This is a genomic window from Pseudomonas sp. B14(2022) (assembly GCF_012030485.1).
Lineage (GTDB): Bacteria > Pseudomonadota > Gammaproteobacteria > Pseudomonadales > Pseudomonadaceae > Aquipseudomonas.
This window is the reverse complement of sequence record NZ_JAAUVM010000003.1, coordinates 410,851-430,686: the sequence shown is the minus strand read 5'-3', so window position 1 is coordinate 430,686 and position 19,836 is coordinate 410,851. Positions and strand designations below refer to the sequence as shown.

General features: G+C 54.5%; 18 protein-coding genes, 1 tRNA gene, 1 rRNA gene and 1 pseudogene. 11 read left to right on the top strand and 10 right to left on the bottom strand.

The window, feature by feature from the left end:
• Positions 1-190 precede the first annotated feature (190 nt).
• Positions 191-306: ribosomal RNA gene (gene rrf, locus HCF10_RS07785) — 5S ribosomal RNA — on the top strand.
• 722 nt (positions 307-1,028) lie between these two features.
• On the opposite strand, the gene HCF10_RS07780 is transcribed toward rrf, so the two are convergent.
• Positions 1,029-1,238 carry a hypothetical protein gene (locus tag HCF10_RS07780; protein ID WP_027605401.1) on the bottom strand — a complete coding sequence of 70 codons (210 nt, stop codon included), beginning with the start codon at positions 1,236-1,238 and terminating at the stop codon, positions 1,029-1,031.
• A 358-nt stretch (positions 1,239-1,596) separates the two neighbouring features.
• Between HCF10_RS07780 and HCF10_RS07775 the strand changes: the two genes are divergently transcribed.
• Together HCF10_RS07775 and HCF10_RS31290 are read left to right on the top strand one after the other, a co-directional pair.
• Positions 1,597-3,804 carry a hypothetical protein gene (locus HCF10_RS07775; RefSeq protein WP_039592139.1) on the top strand — a complete coding sequence of 736 codons (2,208 nt, stop codon included), beginning with the start codon at positions 1,597-1,599 and terminating at the stop codon, positions 3,802-3,804.
• 194 nt (positions 3,805-3,998) lie between these two features.
• Positions 3,999-4,208 (top strand): annotated as a pseudogene (locus HCF10_RS31290) (lysis protein); the annotation flags it as partial.
• A gap of 4 nt (positions 4,209-4,212) precedes the next feature.
• Here HCF10_RS31290 and HCF10_RS07770 read toward each other — a convergent pair.
• From HCF10_RS07770 to HCF10_RS07735, 8 genes are all read right to left on the bottom strand, one after another.
• Positions 4,213-4,938, bottom strand: a complete 726-nt coding sequence (locus HCF10_RS07770) for a hypothetical protein (protein ID WP_167655185.1) — start codon at positions 4,936-4,938, stop codon at positions 4,213-4,215.
• Positions 4,939-5,802: 864 nt separating this feature from the next.
• Positions 5,803-6,168, bottom strand: coding sequence for a hypothetical protein (locus HCF10_RS07765; protein WP_152668443.1), 366 nt, complete (start codon positions 6,166-6,168; stop codon positions 5,803-5,805).
• A gap of 12 nt (positions 6,169-6,180) precedes the next feature.
• Complete coding sequence (locus HCF10_RS07760) at positions 6,181-6,783, bottom strand: DUF4760 domain-containing protein (RefSeq protein WP_152668444.1); 603 nt, start codon at positions 6,781-6,783, stop codon at positions 6,181-6,183.
• 257 nt (positions 6,784-7,040) lie between these two features.
• A complete protein-coding gene (locus HCF10_RS07755) occupies positions 7,041-7,316 on the bottom strand; it encodes a hypothetical protein (protein WP_039592138.1) in 276 nt (91 codons plus the stop codon).
• Complete coding sequence (locus HCF10_RS07750; RefSeq protein ID WP_039592137.1) at positions 7,313-8,293, bottom strand: integrase domain-containing protein; 981 nt, start codon at positions 8,291-8,293, stop codon at positions 7,313-7,315. Before HCF10_RS07750 ends, HCF10_RS07755 begins: the two co-directional genes overlap by 4 nt.
• 288 nt (positions 8,294-8,581) lie before the next feature.
• Positions 8,582-8,857, bottom strand: a complete 276-nt coding sequence (locus tag HCF10_RS07745) for a hypothetical protein (RefSeq protein ID WP_039592136.1) — start codon at positions 8,855-8,857, stop codon at positions 8,582-8,584.
• Positions 8,858-9,281: 424 nt separating this feature from the next.
• A complete protein-coding gene (locus tag HCF10_RS07740; protein ID WP_027605406.1) occupies positions 9,282-10,610 on the bottom strand; it encodes a tyrosine-type recombinase/integrase in 1,329 nt (442 codons plus the stop codon).
• A gap of 163 nt (positions 10,611-10,773) precedes the next feature.
• Positions 10,774-10,858, bottom strand: a tRNA-Leu gene (locus HCF10_RS07735).
• A gap of 108 nt (positions 10,859-10,966) precedes the next feature.
• Between HCF10_RS07735 and queA the strand changes: the two genes are divergently transcribed.
• From queA to HCF10_RS07705, 6 genes are all read left to right on the top strand, one after another.
• Positions 10,967-12,016: a tRNA preQ1(34) S-adenosylmethionine ribosyltransferase-isomerase QueA gene (queA, locus tag HCF10_RS07730; protein WP_167655184.1), complete on the top strand. Its 1,050-nt coding sequence runs from the start codon at positions 10,967-10,969 to the stop codon at positions 12,014-12,016.
• Between the two features lie 5 nt (positions 12,017-12,021).
• Positions 12,022-13,137: a tRNA guanosine(34) transglycosylase Tgt gene (gene tgt / locus HCF10_RS07725; protein WP_167655194.1), complete on the top strand. Its 1,116-nt coding sequence runs from the start codon at positions 12,022-12,024 to the stop codon at positions 13,135-13,137.
• Positions 13,138-13,180: 43 nt separating this feature from the next.
• Positions 13,181-13,519 carry a preprotein translocase subunit YajC gene (gene yajC, locus HCF10_RS07720; protein ID WP_003175975.1) on the top strand — a complete coding sequence of 113 codons (339 nt, stop codon included), beginning with the start codon at positions 13,181-13,183 and terminating at the stop codon, positions 13,517-13,519.
• Positions 13,520-13,581: 62 nt separating this feature from the next.
• Positions 13,582-15,453 (top strand): protein translocase subunit SecD, encoded by a 1,872-nt coding sequence (gene secD, locus HCF10_RS07715; RefSeq protein ID WP_131697998.1) that lies wholly within the window; start codon positions 13,582-13,584, stop codon positions 15,451-15,453.
• A 9-nt stretch (positions 15,454-15,462) separates the two neighbouring features.
• Positions 15,463-16,377: a protein translocase subunit SecF gene (gene secF, locus HCF10_RS07710; RefSeq protein WP_131697997.1), complete on the top strand. Its 915-nt coding sequence runs from the start codon at positions 15,463-15,465 to the stop codon at positions 16,375-16,377.
• 124 nt (positions 16,378-16,501) lie between these two features.
• Positions 16,502-17,044, top strand: coding sequence for a glycine zipper 2TM domain-containing protein (locus tag HCF10_RS07705; RefSeq protein ID WP_131697996.1), 543 nt, complete (start codon positions 16,502-16,504; stop codon positions 17,042-17,044).
• Positions 17,045-17,158: 114 nt separating this feature from the next.
• On the opposite strand, the gene suhB is transcribed toward HCF10_RS07705, so the two are convergent.
• Complete coding sequence (gene suhB, locus HCF10_RS07700) at positions 17,159-17,974, bottom strand: type III secretion system regulator SuhB (RefSeq protein ID WP_003175971.1); 816 nt, start codon at positions 17,972-17,974, stop codon at positions 17,159-17,161.
• A gap of 145 nt (positions 17,975-18,119) precedes the next feature.
• Here suhB and trmJ point away from each other — a divergent pair, with 145 nt between their 5' ends.
• Both trmJ and cysE read left to right on the top strand, forming a co-directional pair.
• On the top strand, positions 18,120-18,890 hold the full coding sequence (gene trmJ / locus HCF10_RS07695; RefSeq protein WP_003210307.1) for a tRNA (cytosine(32)/uridine(32)-2'-O)-methyltransferase TrmJ: 771 nt from the start codon (positions 18,120-18,122) through the stop codon (positions 18,888-18,890).
• A gap of 2 nt (positions 18,891-18,892) precedes the next feature.
• Positions 18,893-19,675 (top strand): serine O-acetyltransferase, encoded by a 783-nt coding sequence (gene cysE, locus HCF10_RS07690; protein ID WP_131697995.1) that lies wholly within the window; start codon positions 18,893-18,895, stop codon positions 19,673-19,675.
• Positions 19,676-19,836 lie beyond the last annotated feature (161 nt).

The window sequence follows — 19,836 nt, the reverse complement described above, 5'->3', positions numbered from 1 at the left end:
AACCAATACTAATTGCCCGTGAGGCTTGACCATATAACACCCAAGCAATTTGACTACTCGAAAGAGCATCAGATTGCGGTGTGTGAAGACGCAATGAACCGAAAGTTCGATGCTCACAAAACACCGACAGCTGTCACATACCCAATTTGCTGAAGCGAGGCCAACTGGTCACGGCTCAGTACCCGAATTTCTTGACGACCATAGAGCATTGGAACCACCTGATCCCATCCCGAACTCAGTAGTGAAACGATGCATCGCCGATGGTAGTGTGGGGTTTCCCCATGTAAGAGTAGGTCATCGTCAAGATTAAATTCCGAAACCCCATTTGCGAAAGCAGATGGGGTTTTGTTTTGGGCGGTCGAAAAGTGCCCTAAAATTTCTGGGTGATTTCATGAATGTTCTCAGCGAAAAATTTGCTGCAGCCGCCTCATTTTTTCCTACTCGTAAGACGTCGGTTTCTCCAGGGCCTGCATCGCATCAATAAATGCGCTGACACGCTTCTGAATCCTGAAGAGTTCTGGCGCGGGCGCATTCGTCCATCACGTGAAGCAGTATCCCGCTCGAAGCTCGAGCGGTGCCTTGGGTGGGCTCTTTGATAATCAGAAAGGGGTGGTTGTAGCGGCCTTGCAAGGCCTCTGAGTGGGCTCGCTGGACTTTATAGTGGGTGGGGAGGCGGATGGTGCTAACTCGCTCTCTGGGCGCCGTTGCGGCCTCAGGGCGCTTTTCTACAGACGAAAAAAAAGACCTTGAAATTCAAGGTCTTTCTTTAAGATGGTGCCCCGAGGGAGACTCGAATAATAGCATAACTGTATAATTAACATAGTTTTTTGCATGTGTACACTTCCACGTTGTACCGTGAAGTGTACATCCTACCTGCCTCCAGTAAGGACTGGTGTGGATGGAAGCTTGATTGGATTTCTCCATCCAATTTCCGACGAGCTGTGAATGATATCTACAAAAAACTGGTTACGGATAGACTCCCTGGTCTACCAAAAAATGCCGAACCGACACATGGCGAACTTTCGCGATTAGTCGGGCGTCATGAGTACAGCAAGCGTTATCTTGATGAACTCCTCGTTTCGATCGATCGTGTCCAGGGCGCCCCGAACATTGTCGGCGACGTCCGCCGATCCGCGCATCTCTACCCAGTTCGAAAGCTCCATGATGGCGGCCTCCAGGGCGAGCTGGTTTTCGTTGATCTTAAATAGCAGGGAAGGGAGTAAGTCTGAGTTTGGCATTGTGCAATCCTCCGTGAAATTTTCAGCGTAGCAGGGGGATTACTGACCTCGGTAGGGAGTTGCGCATGGTCGGAAGGACGCCGGGAGGATGGTGCATCCACAGTTGATTGCTGCCAGTCACTAAGGGCCGCAGTCGACCCGAAGCGGCCGGTCAGCAGTACCAATATCTTGGTTTGTTCCTGATTAATTTGTTCAATTTTTAAGCTCGGTTCTACGCCCGTACATTGAGCTTGTGGTGCGTATGGCAAAATAGTAGCGTATCAAGATTACATCGCTCTAGACTGTGCTTCTCTAGCACTCGTATGATTTTTTGACGTCAATTTAAGGAAGTGTTTTGCAGGCGAAGAAAGGAAGGTCAATGATTACGAAACCGCTGTCTGCTGAGACTGTTTCCCTAATACACCACGTTGAACTGAACGAGTCAGGGTGGTGGAAAAAAGCCTTGGGCCAGGTCGTACAAAGTGCTTTGTGGCAACTTAGCAAACCGGTGAGCTTAGGCGAACTCCAGCTGAAGCTGAGAGATGATCTTTGCACCAATGTTGTTGAGGAATTGCTTCTGGCGCAGCTGGATACTCTGTCTTCACAGGGTGCGGTCTCGGTTATAGCCAAGAAATACAAACTCACTGAAGCCAAGCGAGCAGAGCTTGCAGCGGCCAGAGAGATTGCAATAAAGGAGGCAAAAACCTGCCAAGAAGTATTTGTGGTCAACTGTACGAAGTTCTGCCCTAGGCTCGACGCGGAACACGTTTACGGTGAGTTCACAAAGTGCCTTCAGCGCACGGTCCAGGTCTCTGGTGCCAACTTGTTCCATCTCCTTGTAGATGGCCAGCTCGAACGAGACGTCGACTGGCTTGATCCGTTTCTCGCAAAGTACTCCCAAACCTGTCAGGAAGGACTACGGCATACGCTGTCCATTTTTTTTGCTCCAGCAAATGAAGCGTGTCGAAGCCATGTACTGCGCCTTATGAGGGCTCACTTCTTTGCTGAGGCTTCTCAGCTCAATGCCACCACATTGAAAGCTATTGAAGGTCAACGAAAGAAGCGCACAGTTAAAGTGGTGCTTGATACCAATTTTCTTTTCTCCATCCTGAAGCTACACGATAACCCTGGGGACGATTCGGCGCTTTCTCTGGTTGAGATCACGGAACGTACGGGTAAGAATTTTGAAATAGTGCTTTACGTCCTACCCAGTACGCTGGACGAGGCACAACGGGTTTTGACCAGTCAAATTCGAATGGTTGAACGAATACGTACATCCAGAGCTATGTCACGGTCCGCCTTGACCCAACCTCTTCCCAGCATTGCAAAGAAATTCTTTGATGCCGCTTCGAAGACGCCGGGCCTGAGTGCGGAAGTATTCTTTCGACCCTACGTAGAGGACATGCGGTCTGTTCTTGAAGGGAAGGGCATCAAAATATTGGACGCAAGCCCTGCCAGGTACAATGTCAGGCAGGATGTTATTGATGACGTTCTCACTGAGATGGGTCGTGAGGAGGTGGAGCTGCCTGAGGCCAAGCGCAAGGGTTACGAGACTCTACTTCATGACTCTGTTCTGTGGCACGCGGTCAAGGATCGGCGTTCGGAGAACGATCATTCGCCTTTCGACGTCGAATACTGGGCGGTTACTATAGATTGGCGTTTGATTAATTTTGATCGACAAAAACGCTCGGCTAAAGGTAGTGGCCTGCCTTTGGTACTTCATCCCAGTAGCCTGATCCAACTTATACAATTTTGGATCCCCAGAAGCGCTGAGCTGGATGTCGTCTTGGTCGACAGCTTGAGACTGTCTCTCTACTTTCAATCATTCGACGCTGAGGACGAAAAGGTCACCGTCAAGATTCTGGAATCCATATCCCGATTTGAGGATGTGGGAGACTTTACCGAAACGACAATAAACGTCCTGCTGACGAACCAGGCGTTACGCACTCGCCTCCGAAGCGCAAGTGCTTCGAATGAGGAAGTATTTGAACTCGTCAAGGAGGAGCTAATCGCTCTGCATAACACGGCGGTGCATGATCTCGGTGTGGTATCAGAAGATTTGAAAGCTGCCGGAAACAAGCTAGAGGAGGAAAAACAAAACCGCTTGGCTGTGGCGCGTGATCTGGAAGCCGTATCCGGTAACCTAAATGGCGTCAGCTCAGAGCTTGAGTCCGAGAGAAGGATTCGGTTGGCCACCGAGACCCAGCTGAATGAAACGGCGACCGCCGAGGGCCAAATCAGAAAAAGCTATGATCGCCTCGTCTATATTTTGAAGGTGATTGTCTGCCCTAGCGTGTTGTTTTTGATTGTTTCTATCACCGCCTATGCCCTCATTGTAAAGTACTGGAGCAACTCCATCTCTCTACCTTCGATCACTGCAATAGGGCTCGGCGTGATTCCTGTAATCGCTGCCATGCTGTGGTCGCCGCATCTGACTCACGCCAATCAAAATTTAGTTACATGGAGACCGGCTTCTCTTATCAGTAGTTTGGGCCGCAGGACGGCCACCCTTTTCACGGTGGCCATAGGTGCGATTTTCTCCGGTGCTGTGTGGGACTACTGTAAATACTTGTTCGACATCCATTAATGGAAGCGGCCCGAACCAATGAATGACATCAAATGTTCGATTTACATGCCTAGCGTGAAGTTTCTGCCCTCCACGCCGGCTGGGCGTGAGGCCATTTAGACAATCGCGCCTTTAGGAAGGTGACGGTTGATGGCTGCTTTTGGCCGATTTTTGCCTTCCGCTACCGGCTGAAATCGACCCAAAGCTGACTAGGAAGGTTGTCAGTCCCGTTCTACCTCAGGGATTCAACCGGCGGCTGTTCAGTGCCCGCCGGTACCGGCGCCGTCGGGGTGGTTTATGGAGGAGCGTGCGCCCGACTTGCCCCAGCGCATGCTCAACGAATTGTCGCGATCAGCGATACCAGAGACCAAGGATTGATCGCGCTGCAGGCTTGTCAGGCCTATGTGAGAGAGTTGTCCGAGTGATTGCTTAATATGACAACCCATTCGAAGGCTTGTTAGCATCAGTAGGCATGGGAAACGCTGTTGCAAAACTCAATTGATCATTTTTCACCAAACCTTCTCGCAAAAAGCCTGATCGTATTTCCGCACCGTTTGATTCGTAACGGACTTCTACAAGTGCCGGCCCATTAGATCGAACTTCGTATATGTGTTGATAGTTGCTTTGTGATGAGGGGGATTTTGGTCCGCCAAGTATTGAGTTGTTAAGAAATAACTCGGGTTTTTTAAAGTGCTTGAAAGCTTCATACATTCTAGGGCGCTCGCCCTCTGCTACGATTGACTCGAAATTTTCGACGGTCCTATCTAACTCGGATAAAAATTCTAACTGGGCTATTACTAGATTGTATCCGTTGGGGAGATCATCAAGATATCGCAGTTGATAAGATTTTTGACACAACTTTAGAAAATCTACGTTGCATGCGTTATAGAGATCCTTGGAGTAATTTTTGAGAGACTCCCAGTGAGCTTTTTTTAGATGTCCATGGCTCTCATTTCCATTTACAGCCATGACTCCTTTTAAGTATTTTTCAAGTGCTGTAGATGCTAACACTGCGCCCTGAGGAAGTAAGGCGGCGTTTATCAATACGCGAGCGGCGAGATAATCTGAAAAGCCGGAGGAGTAAAAGTCTATAACTTTTTTTGCTTCATTACCCTTAAGAAGTTTTTTCAATTTTCGACCGCGTGCATCTTGCATGTATTTTTTCCAATAGTTAATTTTTGATTTCTTGGTAGTTACAGCGCGCCAGCTAACTTTCGTCTGGCCATTCTATCGGAGGGTGTGCAGTTTTTGCGAGAAAAAATCCCATCGACTTCATCGGCTCTTGGCGACCGAGATAGAAGTCTTTTCGCGACGGCGAAGCTTACACCTCGCGTAATGACGTCATCCACAACAACGATAGTGGATCGAAGGGGAGTTGAAGCCAAGCCTATCTAATTGGAGTTTCCCCCAATACAATCTTGGTAAGAGCGATTTCATGGCTGGGACGCGATCTCAGCGGCGGCCTGGACGATGACCTCCGCATACTCAACGAATTATCGGAGTCACCGGAGACGGCGACCAAGGATTGATTGCATTGCGAGCCTATCAGGCCTGCGTAATTCGGTCGACAGCATTTCGGAGGAAGGGTGACGTTGGGCCTGAATCCGGCCAATAGCTGCCGATCATGAGGGTATAATTCTAAATGAGGTGATGCCTGTAAGGTGTTTCTGAGTGTCACGCCTCTCGAAACAGCTTAGGTGTTTCCCTGCCTAGCCTTCAGTATTGTAATTATATCGGTCGGCAGAAAAGCAGCCTGCATGCTATGGTAGTTATCAAGTAGGCAACACCGCTGACGCACGTCATCAATTGTAAAATCACGATCACCTATCTCCGAAAACTTCCGCGCCATAGTACATAATTGCACTTGAGCCTGAACCCGTTATCATAATGTCCGTACCCATGTGACTGACTTGGCGCCCCCTTATGAAAGTTTCGCACCCAAGAGACGCCCAAAGCAGATAAGTAAAATGAATTTGTTTTTCACCATTATTCAAAATTTTATTATAAATACAACTGCGTTCATTTTACTGACTCGCCATGATTTTTGGTGCTTTCTTTATTTTCCTTTGAGTCTACTATTTTAATGCGCCCGAAGAAGTCAGACACAGTTGGTGCAGCTAGCGAGGAAAGTATCCCGACAACAAAGCTAACTACAATGGCTACACTAAAATTTCTAAGTTTCTGCCACCAGCGAGATTTATATTCAGGAGCCCAAGTGTAATTCTTGCAGCTCGGGCACTTTATTTTCGCTCCAGCACTAAGCTCGGTAATATTTAGGGTTTGATTGCAGTCAGAGTTTGGGCAGTCGATAGTTCTAATAACTTGTTGAGAAACGGAAACCCGATTGCCTTCTACATTGTCGGGGACTATAGGAGCGCCGCTCATATTGTGTCTTCCTTAACGTAGGGATGACGGAGTGTTCCGCCAGCGATAAGCCATTTTTTCAAATGATGTAAAAAGGGAAGGTGATCCTGTTCGCTCTCGAAGGTTCTCAATGAAACGATCAAAAGTAGAGTGCGTAGAAATTACTGTCGCTAAAAAGTAACGCCTTAAATAATACTCATCTGCCAAGCTGAATTCTATGGCTTGAGCAATCTCCTCAAAAAAATTAAGAAGCGTTATTGCTTTGAAGTATTCTTCTTGATCCTCTTTTATGAGCTTTTCTAGCCCCGCATAGTTTAGCTCTTTCCAATTTCTATCAGAAAGCAGAACTACCCTATTGCTCTTTAGCAATTCGGGGCCATTCCAAGACTTTATAAATGACGAGGCATAAATTTTTTTCTCGCGCAGCTGCTCTTTCTTTTTTAGTGTCGATAGGTGTAAAACTCCTAATCCTATAATTAATAGGGCAAAAACTTCAATTCCATTTAGTAGCCAATCGATATTTATATACATTCCACGCCCCACTTTTTCGCCACATAAGTTGATTGTAATATTTAACGCTTGGTGCCATTTCGTAGTAGCATTTTTTAAAATCATCGCGGTGCGTTGATAGCTCAATGCTACTTCAGCTTAGCGTGCCACGCTACGGTGACTCGCGGGAGTGTCCGCTTTTGGCCGATTGTGTTGAAAAAGTCGGTCCTTCCAGACTGCCCGCGTACTGACTGTTGAAAATGCCTTCTTTGCGCGCAGCTACGCGAAATCTGAGCCCGGAATCCTCTGATCAAAGTAAAGATTTCAATCTCAAGCGCGTACTTTTCTACCGTGGAAACCATGGCCGACTTTTTCAACAGAATCGGCCGTTTTCTGACCTTCGCTTAGGGGGTGAACTGCCAGGATTTTCCTAGACGATGAGTGAGTAATTGCATGGTCAGCAAATAGTAATAGCGCGTCGATTCAGTGCGCTGGTTTAGATGGTGATTCAAAAACCATGCAAGGTGTTTTCTCTGCCAAGTCCATGGATTGTCGCATTGCCAGCGCTCAGCGATCGCTGTTTGGATAGTCTTCGCCTGACGCAGGTGGCGTTGGCGTGTGGTGTGTGACCCGGTCAAGACGCCCGCCAGGAACAGCTCCATATCGAATGCCGTGTTCATGCTCGACCACCAATGTAAGCCGATACCACGCCGATACGGCCGTGCCCCAGCTCATAGCTGATTTGTACTCGGGCCTCCTGATCGAGGTGTCGGTTGAACTGATAGCAATGGCCACCGTTGATAGGCGCGGGATGATGGGTGATTTGCTCATAACGTTCGCATGCATAGGCTGCCCGCAATTCATGGAAGCCTTTGAGGTTGTTCTTATAGAGGATGTCCCGTGCGGGGCCGACGATTCCCTGCAAGAAATCGAGGTAGCGTTCGTTCGGTGCAAGCAGGTTGCGGCTATCGTCGGGCGAGACCTTTTCGGCAAACCTCAGTGCGTCACGAATATGATCATCCTCCCTGATCCAGCGAGGTGCTGACGCGCCTGAACGGCCACCTTTGGTACCGTCCTGGATGTTGATCTTGCCGTATTGTTCGGCCTCATGTTTCAAGCGCGGAAGGTCGGCCAAAATCGCCTCGCGTAAGCGCATGCCTGTGGCTCGGGCCAGCTGCACGATGGCAGCCGCGCGCGGCAGTTGGTATTCGCAGAGCGCCTCGACGATCCGCTTCACCTGTTCACGATCCTGGCCTTGCGGGGTTGCTGTGCGGACGGTTGTGCGCTGCAGTCCTAAAGCCTTGCTCGGACTCGACACCTTCACATACTGATCACCTCTCAGCGCGGCCATGGTCCGATTCACACTGGATAATCGGTTTTGCGCAGTCGCGATAGCGAGCTCACCTTGTTCAACTTGCTGGCGCAGATACCCGGCGTAGTCCAGCAAGGTCTGCCGATCAATTTGTCGCGCATCGTTAAACCCTGGTCCATCCTCCGACCGACACCAGCGTACAAACGCCTGCCAGCGATCACTGTGCGCCTTGACCGTGCCGTAATGCCCACCGCCGAACATGTCTTTCAACGCCTGCGGCCCGGCGTAGCTCAATTGCCGGCCATAGCCAAAATTGCGCCCATCCCGTTTGCCGACCAGCGCCATGATCAAACTCCTCTCGAAGTCAAAACGTTGAAGCTTTTCCCCACGTCATCCCGCCAAGAATGTTGAGTGTTATCAGGGATCAAGGCCCCTGCGACCTGTGAGGGTTGTCCACTAACGCGGGACTGTCGGCTCTTTACGACCGGGAGCTTGGGCATCTCATGATCTGGCCTCCTGAACACCGTTACCGGTGGGCGGGTGGAGGCTGCACTGGCTGACGAGACCAGTGCCGCGAGATCCTGAGTCAGGTGAAGGCAGTGAAGCGATGACCGGGGCATGCCTGACTGTCAGTCAGGTGCAGTCCATTCCGTAGGCTGCGGCACCATCATCTGCATCGCCGTTGCTGGTGACTTCGGTGTTTGTCACGCCGATTGTCACGAGGGGAAATGCCGCAAAGCCTTGTACGAGATGGGCTGCAGCAGCGGTAGGAGCGCCCGTCTCTTTCCGGAAGAAAGAGACGGGCGCAGGTTGGCGCAATGAAATGGCCAAGCGGATAGGTTGCTGCAGGGCAGCTACGAAGGGGTGTGAGTTGCCGCAGTGGGCACTCTGGTAGAAGTAGGCATCCATCACATCGCTGTGACTGTGCGAGCCGCCGGACGCTCATCGCACTTTGGGAGAACCACCACGGTGTGGCGTAGCCTTAAAGGTTCTGGCTACCTGAGTTGCTGTCAACGACAGCGCTTTGCCCGATCTTTTTTACGCCTGTGGATAATTCGGGTCAAGGCTCGAATTATCCGGAGTTCTGCGGCGGTGGGTGAAATTATCCACCGGTGGAAATCAGTGGTTTTCCACAGACAGCTGTATGGGCTTTAGATTTTTTAAGTGAGGTCCATCCAAGCAGGGCGGCTTTGCAGCCCTGTTTGGATGGACCCGCGTGGAAGGCTGGGCTGTGGAGATCTCACCGACTTACCAGTGTTGGAATGCGCCACGGTAGTTTTGCAAGGCGATGATGTTGTCGTCGACCGGGTCGAATTGGTGAGGCGTCACGTGATCACTGAGTCGCCGTTGAGTCTGTCTCGATAGGCAACTTTTGGAGGTGATCATCTTTGTGTGCATGGGATGCTGTTAGAGGCGGTGCAGAAGGGCGTGCGAGGAACTGATTAACGCGAGTATCAAATTGATCGCGAAGGTTGGCTGTAATGCCTTCTTTGAGGGCGTCGAGATAGTCTGCATACCACTGCATCATGATCCGACGTTGCGGCAGGTATAGGGCTTGATTGTACTCGCCAGAGATGCCGCCCTCGACGTGAGCCAGCTGGCTTTCGACATGGTCCTTCAGCCAGCCATGTTCGCGCAGCAGCGTGCTTGCGGTATGACGAGTGCCATGGCTGACGAGTCGTCCTTTATAGCCGATCTTGGCGAACACCAGGTTGATCGTGTTTTCACTGATGACTGGCTGCTTTTCACCATTGCCTGGGAATAGATACCGACTGCGGCCAGTGCTTTGGTTCAGTTTGGTAAGCATGGCGATCAACTGATGAGGTAGAGGGCTGACGTAGTCTCTGCGCATCTTCATGCGGGCGGCCGGGATGGTCCATATCCCTTCCTCAAAATCGATTTCCTCCCATTTTGCGTAGCGAACCATGCCGGGGCGGCTCGCTGTCAGAATTGTCATCCATGATGCAATCCTCGCTGGTAGCCGGCTGGTGGTCTTGCTTAAGGCCCGGAGAAACTCAGGTAGTTCGTGTTCGTGCAGATGTGGGTAGTGTTGAGTGGGCGGTGGGGCTATCGCAATGGCATGGAGTTCGGAGGCTGGATTGTGTTCGCACAGGCCGCGTGCAATGGCTTGACTGAAAATCTGTTTCAGCCAGGTCCGGGTCTTGTCCGCAACATTGAAGGCGCCTCGTTTTTCGATGCAGGCCTGCAGTTTTGCGCAGTCGCTTCGCGTGATGAGCTCCAGTTGCTTCTCGCCGAGAGCGGGCAGTAGATCCTTATCGAGATAGTCGCGGATCTTCTTCAGCGTCGCGCTGCTGCGGCCGGAGTCCGATTTGAATTGGTACCAGTACTCCGCGGCTCGCCTGAAGGTGTTGAGCCCGGCCTCCTGCTGTCGCAGTTTGTCATCGCGGCGTTTGGCGCCGGGGTTGGTGCCTTGCTTGAGTAGGTTGCGGCATTCTGCAGCTCGTTCACGGGCTTCCTGCAAGGAGATATGCGGATACACACCCAGTGACATGCGCGCCGCCCGCCCCTGATAGGTGTACCGGAAGTGCCAATACTTGCTGCCGTTGGGTTTCACCAGCAAGGCAAGACCCGAACTATCACTCAACGTGAACGGTCTGTCGGCAGGCTTGGACGCTTTGATTTGCAAGGCGGTCAATGGCATCGCTGTACACCTCCGGTTCTCGAACTGGAATATGTACAGAAAATGTACCAAAAAGAGGCTGGCTTGCAAGAGATGGGGGTGGAACCCCAGAGACCAAAAAGCCCGCAGTTAGCGGGCTCTAGGGGTGTTACGTAGACGCTGGTAGTCGTCTATGTACTGCAAATGGTGCCCCGAGGGAGACTCGAACTCCCACTCCTTTCGAAAACGGATTTTGAATCCGCCGCGTCTACCAATTCCGCCATCAGGGCTCAATGGCGGCGAAGTATAGAGATGAGATTACCGTTGGTCAATCACGTTTCATGGTCTATTTTCACTATTTCCGCTAGACTTCCCGGCCCTGCTAGACGAACCCCATCATGCGCGTTGCTGACTTTACTTTTGAACTCCCTGATTCGCTGATTGCTCGCCACCCTTTGGCCGAGCGTCGCGCCAGTCGACTGCTGACCCTGGACGGGGCCAGCGGTACCCTCGCACACCGTCAATTCACTGATTTGCTTGAGCATTTGAGTCCGGGCGATCTGATGGTGTTCAACAATACCCGGGTAATCCCGGCGCGCCTGTTTGGCCAGAAAGCATCCGGCGGCAAGTTGGAAATTCTGGTGGAGCGAGTGTTGGACAGCCATCGTGTGCTGGCCCACGTACGCTCCAGCAAGTCGCCGAAACCGGGTTCGAGCATCCTTATCGAGGGTGGCGGTGAAGCCGAGATGGTGGCGCGTCATGATGCGCTGTTCGAACTCCGGTTCGCCGAAGAGGTTTTGCCGTTGCTGGAGCGCGTCGGCCATATGCCGTTGCCTCCTTATATCGACCGCCCGGACGAAGACTCGGACCGTGAACGCTATCAAACGGTCTACTCCCAGCGCCTCGGTGCGGTTGCCGCGCCGACTGCCGGGCTGCATTTTGACCAGTTGCTGCTGGATGCGATCACTGCCAAAGGCGTCGAGACAGCCTATGTGACCCTGCACGTGGGGGCCGGCACGTTTCAGCCGGTGCGTGTGGATAACATCGAAGACCACCATATGCACAGCGAATGGCTGGAAGTCAGCCAGAACGTCGTGGACGCGGTTAACGCCTGCAAGGCGCGCGGCGGGCGGGTGGTTGCGGTGGGCACCACCAGCGTGCGCTCCCTTGAGAGCGCGGCGCGTGATGGCGTGCTCAAACCGTTCAGTGGCGACACCGATATCTTTATTTATCCAGGCCGGCCGTTCCATGTGATCGATTGCCTGGTCACCAACTTCCATTTGCCCGAATCCACGCTCTTGATGCTGGTGTCGGCCTTCGCGGGTTATCCCGAAACAATGGCGGCGTATAAAGCAGCCATCGACAATGGATACCGTTTTTTCAGCTACGGTGATGCGATGTTTATCACCCGTAATCCGGCGCCGCGCGGCCCAGAGGAACAACTATGAGTCGTATGTCGTTTGAATTGCTCGCCACCGACGGCAAAGCCCGTCGCGGCCGCCTGACGTTTCCGCGCGGTACGGTAGAGACCCCGGCATTCATGCCGGTGGGCACCTACGGCACCGTCAAAGGCATGCTGCCGCGTGACATCGTCGCCACCGGTGCCGAGATCATCCTCGGCAACACCTTTCACCTGTGGCTGCGCCCGGGCACAGAGGTGATCAAGAAGCATGGCGACCTGCATGACTTCATGAAGTGGCAAGGCCCGATCCTTACGGACTCGGGTGGTTTCCAGGTGTTCAGCCTGGGTGCCATGCGCAAGATCAAGGAGGAGGGCGTGACCTTCGCCTCACCCGTGGACGGTTCCAAAGTGTTCATGGGCCCGGAAGAGTCGATGCAGGTGCAACGCGACCTGGGTTCTGACATCGTGATGATTTTCGACGAGTGCACACCGTACCCTGCTGATGAGGACGTTGCGCGGATTTCCATGGAGCTATCGCTGCGTTGGGCCCAGCGCTCGAAGAACGCACATGGTGATAACACCGCTGCGCTGTTCGGTATCGTGCAGGGCGGCATGCATGAAAACCTGCGCAAACGCTCGCTGGAAGGCCTCGACAAAATCGGCTTTGACGGCCTGGCCATCGGCGGTTTGTCGGTGGGCGAACCCAAGCACGAGATGATCAAGGTACTGGACTACCTGCCAGGCCTGATGCCCGCTGACAAACCTCGTTACCTTATGGGCGTTGGCAAACCCGAAGATCTCGTAGAGGGTGTGCGCCGCGGTGTGGACATGTTCGATTGCGTGATGCCAACCCGTAATGCCCGCAATGGGCATCTGTTCATCGATACAGGCGTGCTCAAGATCCGTAACGCGTTCCATCGCCATGATGATTCGCCGCTGGATCCCACCTGTGATTGCTACACCTGCCAGAACTTCTCCCGTGCTTATCTGCACCATCTGGACAAATGCGGGGAAATGCTGGGTAGCATGTTGAATACCATCCACAATTTGCGTCACTACCAAGTCCTGATGGCTGGTTTGCGCGAGGCTATTCAACAGGGTACATTGGCCGCCTTCGTCGATGCCTTCTATGCCAAGCGCGGGCTCCCTGTGCCGCCCTTGGACTAAGTTTTCCGACCCTAAGATTCACTATTTGCAACTGGAGTGCTAAATGAGCTTTTTTATCTCTAACGCCATGGCTGACGCCGCTGCGCCTGCTGCTGCCGGCCCTATGGGCGGTGGTTTCGAGTGGATTTTCCTGGTCGGCTTCCTTGTCATCTTCTACCTGATGATCTGGCGTCCACAGGCCAAGCGTGCCAAAGAGCAGAAGAACCTGCTGGGCAGCCTGCAGAAAGGCGACGAAGTTGTGACCACCGGCGGTATCGCGGGCAAGATCACCAAGGTTTCCGATGCTTTCGTGGTTCTGGAAGTCTCCGACACCGTGGAAATGAAGTTCCAGAAGGGCGCCATCGCCGCCACGCTGCCAAAAGGCACGCTCAAAGCGATCTAAGTTCCAACCTTTACCAATCGACGGGGCGCGCAAGGCGCCCCGCGTTATAAGCGGGCGGCGTGATGCTGAACAAATACCCTCTGTGGAAATACCTACTGATCCTGGCGGTGCTGGCGATCGGTTTTATTTATTCCGCTCCCAATCTTTACCCTGATGACCCGGCGATCCAGATCACTGGCGCCAGCACTTCCCTGCAGGTCAACCAGGCTGATCTGGAACGCGCGAGCAAGGCACTGACCGACGCGGGTATCCAGGTTAAAGCGGCAACATTGGCAGCTGGTGCGAAGGGCGGGTTGTTGCGCCTGACCAAGCAAGAAGACCAATTGCCGGCAAAAGATGTCGTACGCAAGGCCATGGGTGACGACTATGTCGTTGCGCTGAACCTGGCACAGACCACCCCACAGTGGTTGCGCAACATTGGCGCGCATCCGATGAAGCTGGGCCTGGACTTGTCCGGTGGTGTGCACTTCCTGCTGGAAGTCGACATGGACAAAGCTCTCGATGCTCGCCTGAAAGTCTACGAAGGCGACGTGAAGAGCTTGCTGCGTAAAGAGAAGCTGCGCTATCGCAGTCTGCCGCAGCTCAACGGTGCCATCCAGCTTGGCTTCTCTGACGAAGCCACCCGCGAACAGGCCCGTGCGCTGATCCGCAAGAACTTCAACGATTTCGACATCGTACCGGCCGACCTGAATGGTCAGGCTGTACTGCGTCTGGCGATGAGCCCGGCCAAAATCGCAGAAATCCGCGAATATTCCATCAAGCAGAACTTGACCACGGTACGTAACCGCGTCAACGAGTTGGGTGTGGCCGAGCCGATCGTTCAGCGTCAGGGCGCCAACCGCATCGTGGTTGAGCTGCCGGGCGTGCAGGACACCGCTGAAGCCAAGCGTATCCTGGGTAAAACCGCCAACCTGGAATTCCGTCTCGCGGCTGAGCCGGGTGCTTCCCGTGCGACTTCCGAAGAGTTCGAGTTCCGTGAAGGCAACCGTCCTCCAGCGCTGATCGAGCGTGGCTTGATCATAACCGGTGACCAGGTAACTGACGCCAAGGCTGGTTTCGACTCGCAGCACGGTAGCCCTGAAGTGAACATCCGCCTGGATGGCCATGGTGGCGAACTGATGAGCCGCGCCACGCGCAGCAACGTTGGTCGCAGCATGGCGGTGATCTTCATCGAGCAGCGCCCGGTGACCACCTACACCAAGCAAATGGTCAACGGCGTTGAGAAAGACGTACCGGTGCAGACCTTCAAGGAAGAGAAGAAGATCATCAGCCTGGCGACCATCCAGTCGCCGCTGGGTGCTCAATTCCGCATCACCGGCCTGAACGGCCAGGGCGAATCCTCGGAGCTGGCTCTGTTGCTGCGTGCCGGTGGCCTGGCCGCGCCGATGTACTTCGCTGAAGAGCGTACCATCGGCCCGAGCCTGGGTGCCGACAACATCACCAAGGGTATCGACGCGGCCTTGTGGGGCATGCTGTTCGTGTCGCTGTTCATCATCGCCATCTACCGCTTCTTCGGCATCATTGCCACCGTGGCCCTGGCGGGCAACATGGTGATGCTGCTGGCCCTGATGTCGCTGCTGGGCGCTACGCTGACCCTGCCAGGTATCGCCGGTATCGTACTCACCATGGGTATGGCGGTAGACGCCAACGTGCTGATCTTCTCGCGGATTCGTGAAGAGATCGCCGCCGGCATGACCGTGCAGCGTGCAATCAACGAAGGCTTCGGCCGGGCATTTACCGCGATTCTCGACTCCAACCTGACCACATTGCTGGTCGGCGGGATTCTCTTTGCCATGGGCACCGGCCCTGTCAAAGGTTTTGCGGTAACCATGTCCCTCGGTATCTTTACCTCGATGTTCACGGCCATCATGGTGACCCGCGCAATGGTCAACCTGATCTTTGGCGGGCGTGACTTCAAGAAGTTGTGGATTTAAGGGGCTGCCATGTTACGTACAATCAACTTCATGGGCGTTCGCAACATTGCGTTCGGCGTCACCGTGCTCCTTACCGTTCTGGCGTTGTTCAGCTGGTTCCATAAGGGCCTGAACTACGGTCTGGACTTCACCGGCGGTACGCTCATTGAGCTGACCTACGAGAAGCCGGCCGACGTCACCCTGGTGCGCACAGAGCTGGTCAAGGCTGGCTATCACGAAGCCATCGTGCAGAGCTTCGGTGCGACCACCGACCTGCTGGTGCGCATGCCTGGCGAAGACCCGCAACTGGGTCACCAGGTAGCTGAAGCCTTGCAGAAGGTCGGTGGCGACAACCCGGCGTCAGTTAAGCGCGTCGAGTTCGTGGGCCCGCAAGTGGGTGAAGAGCTGCGCGACCAGGGCGGCCTCGGCATGCTGATGGCGCTGGTCGGCATCATGATCTACCTGGCTTTCCGCTTTCAGTGGAAGTTCGGTGTCGGCGCCATTGTGTCGCTGATCCACGACGTGATCGTGACCGTGGGTATCCTGGCGTTCTTCCAGATCACCTTCGACCTGACCGTACTGGCGGCCGTGCTGGCGATCATTGGTTACTCCCTCAACGACACCATTGTGGTATTCGACCGGGTTCGTGAGAACTTCCGCGTGCTGCGCAAGGCGTCGCTGATCGAGAACATCAACATCTCCACCACCCAGACCCTGCTGCGGACCATGGCGACGTCGATCTCCACCTTGCTGGCGATCGCGGCGCTGATGATCTTCGGTGGTGACAACCTGTGGGGCTTCTCCCTGGCACTGTTCATCGGCGTCCTGGCGGGTACCTACTCGTCGATCTACATCGCCAACGTGGTGCTGATCTGGCTGAACCTCAACAGCGAAGACTTGATCCCTCCTGCTGCTACCGGCAAGGAGGTCGACGACCGCCCTTGATGGACGCTTGTTGATCTGCTGTTACAAAGAAGGCACGAGTATTGAACTCGTGCCTTTTTTTTTGCTCCAAGGCTGGGTATAGCGCGGATCTTTCGGTCCGTTTGTGATGGTCAGGAGGTTCAACGTGAACAAGTCGTTACTGGTTGGTGCGGTATTGGGTGCTGTCGGTGTGACTGCCGGGGGTGCTGTTGCCACCTACAGCCTGGTAAAGAGCGGCCCTGAGTATGCGCAAGTGCTGGCGGTGCAGCCGGTGAAAACCCAGATTAAAACGCCTCGCGAGGTCTGCAAGGACGTCGCTGTAACCCGGCAGAAGCCGGTGCAGGATCAGCATCAGATCGTTGGTACCGTGGTTGGTGCACTTGCTGGTGGCCTGTTGGGTAACCAGGTCGGTGGCGGTAACGGCAAGAAGCTGGCCACCGTAGCCGGTGCGGTCGGTGGTGGTTACGCCGGTAACAAGGTTCAGGAAGGTATGCAGAACCGTGATACCTACACCACCACCCAGACTCGCTGTAACACCGTCAATGACATCAGCGACAAGGTAGTCGGCTACGACGTGCGTTACACCTTGGATGGCAAGGAAGGTTCGGTGCGCATGGATCGTGATCCGGGCGGCCAGATTCCAGTCGACAAGGAAGGGCGTCTCGTTCTGGGCCAGAACCAGCCGTAATTCCAAGGCCTGGTTCAATTCAAAGTGTGGGAGGGGGCTTACTGGTATTTAAGCCCGCATGAAATCCCAGGCATAAAAAAGCACCCCTAAGGGTGCTTTTTTTTGCTCGCTCGCTTAACGCTTCAGCGAAGCCGGCAGGTGCGGCTGGATCGCCGTCAGTACTGCCTTGAAGCATTTGGTGTTGCCGGCAACTACGTGGCCTTTTTCCAGGAAATCATGACCGCCGGTGAAGTCGCTCACCAGGCCGCCTGCTTCCTGGATCAACAGGGCGCCCGCAGCCATGTCCCACTCGGACAGGCCCGACTCCCAGAACGCATCAAAACGACCGGCAGCTACGTAAGCCAGGTCCAGGCTTGCTGCGCCAGCGCGACGAATGCCTGCGGTCTGGCCAACCAGGGCGCGGAACATGCCCAGGTAGTTTTCCAGGTTGTCCATCTGGTCGTCACGGAACGGGAAGCCGGTACCCAGCAGGGCGCCGTCCAGGCTGGTGCGACCGCTGACGCGCAGGCGACGACCGTTCAGCTGGGCGCCACGGCCACGGCTAGCGGTGAATTCTTCCTGGCGAACCGGGTCCAGTACAACGGCGTGTTCCAGGCGGCCACGGTATTTGCAGGCAATGCTGACAGCAAAGTGTGGGATGCCACGCAGGAAGTTGGTGGTGCCGTCCAGTGGGTCGATGATCCACAGGTAGTCTTCGCCTTCGCCGCTGCCTTTGTGCAGGCCGGTTTCTTCTCCGAGGATGCCGTGGGTAGGGTAGGCCTTGCGCAGCGCGTCGATGATTTTCTGTTCGGCGGCGCGATCCACCTCGGATACATAATCCTTGGCGTCTTTTTCGTCGACCTTGATGGTATCCAGGCGCTCGATGGAGCGGAAGATCAATTCACTGGCGCTGCGGGCGGCGCGCAGCGCGATATTCAGCATGGGCTGCATGGATGTGTCACCTAAGGTTGTTAAAGAAAGCCGAGCATTCTAGCAGAAACTTTCTTCAGGTGAAGGACGACGTTAGCTTTCATGGCATAACCTTAGGCTGTTCTGTAAGATTTGCTCCCTTTTCCCATGTCCGAGAGCGCCTCCCTTGCTGCAAAACATTCGTGTCGTCTTGGTCAATACCAGTCATCCCGGCAATATCGGCGGGGTGGCGCGAGCCATGAAAAACATGGGGCTGACGCGCCTGGTGCTGGTCGAGCCGCGCGTGTTCCCGCACCACGAGGCCGATGCCCGTGCGTCCGGTGCCAATGACATCCTCGAAAAAGCCCAGGTCGTCGCCACTCTGGAGGACGCCTTGGTCGGCTGCAACCTGGTGCTTGGTACCAGTGCCCGTGACCGCCGCATCCCCTGGCCGCTGCTGGATCCGCGTGAGTGCGGTACCAAAGTAGTGGAGGAGGCGGCAGGAGGCGCTGAAATCGCCTTGGTGTTTGGCCGTGAAGATTCCGGCCTGACCAACGAAGAGCTGCAGCGATGTCATTACCACGTGCACATTCCATCAGACCCTGAGTTCAGCTCGCTGAACCTCGGGGCAGCGGTGCAGGTGTTGAGTTACGAAGTACGCATGGCCTGGCTGGCCGCTGAAGGTCAGCCGAGCAAGGTAGAGAAGGATGAAGTGGCGTCGACCAAAAGTGGTGAGTTGGCCACCATGGACGAGCTGGAGCGGTTCTATGAGCACCTGGAGCAAACCCTGGTGGCCATCGAATTCCTCGATCCGGAAAAACCGCGGCACTTGATGGCGCGCCTGCGCCGCCTGTACGGGCGCAGCTCGGTCAGCCGGGCGGAAATGAATATATTGCGTGGCATCCTCACGGAAACCCAGAAAGCGGCCCGTGGCGAGCTTCTTAAGCGGAAGGATTAAAAATGTTCGAGCGTTTGCGAGAAGATATCCAGAGTGTTTTCCATCGTGACCCGGCGGCGCGCAACGCCTTTGAAGTGCTGACCTGCTACCCGGGCATGCATGCGATCTGGATCCATCGCCTGTCTGGTGCCTTGTGGAATATGGGCTGGAAATGGCTGGCGCGGCTGGTGTCGAACTTCGGTCGCTGGTTGACCGGGATCGAGATTCATCCGGGTGCCAAGGTGGGGCGTCGCTTCTTTATCGATCACGGCATGGGCATCGTCATTGGCGAGACTGCCGAAATTGGTGATGACGTGACCCTGTACCAGGGTGTGACCCTGGGTGGTACCAGCTGGAACAAGGGTAAGCGCCACCCGACGCTGGAGAATGGCGTGGTGGTGGGCGCGGGTGCCAAGGTGCTTGGTCCGTTCACGGTAGGCGCTGGCGCCAAAGTCGGCTCCAACGCCGTGGTGACCAAGGCCGTGCCGGCCGGCGCCACCGTGGTGGGTATTCCGGGGCGGATCATCGTCAAGCCGGAAGTGGGCGATGAGCAGGAAGCCAAGCGCAAGGCCATGGCCGAGAAAATCGGCTTCGATGCCTACGGTGTCAGCGAAGACATGCCCGACCCTGTGGCGCGCGCCATCGGCCAGTTGCTTGACCACCTGCAGGCGGTGGATGGCAAGTTGGACGGTATGTGCGGCGCGCTGAAGGAGCTGGGCAGCAGCTACTGTGCGAAAGATTTGCCGGAGCTGCGCGAAGAGGACTTTGCCGAGATCAAGAGTGAGCCCGCCACCAAAGCTGGCTGAGATCTTACATTCGCTGCAAAGCCCATGTGGAAGAGGAGTTGCCCCCCGATGGCCATCTGTCAGTCACCCAATATATTGACTGATCCACCGTTATCGGGGGCAAGCCCCCTCCCACATTTTGATCTCCATTGGTCTCGGAATTTCTGCTCGGCCTTGTTCCC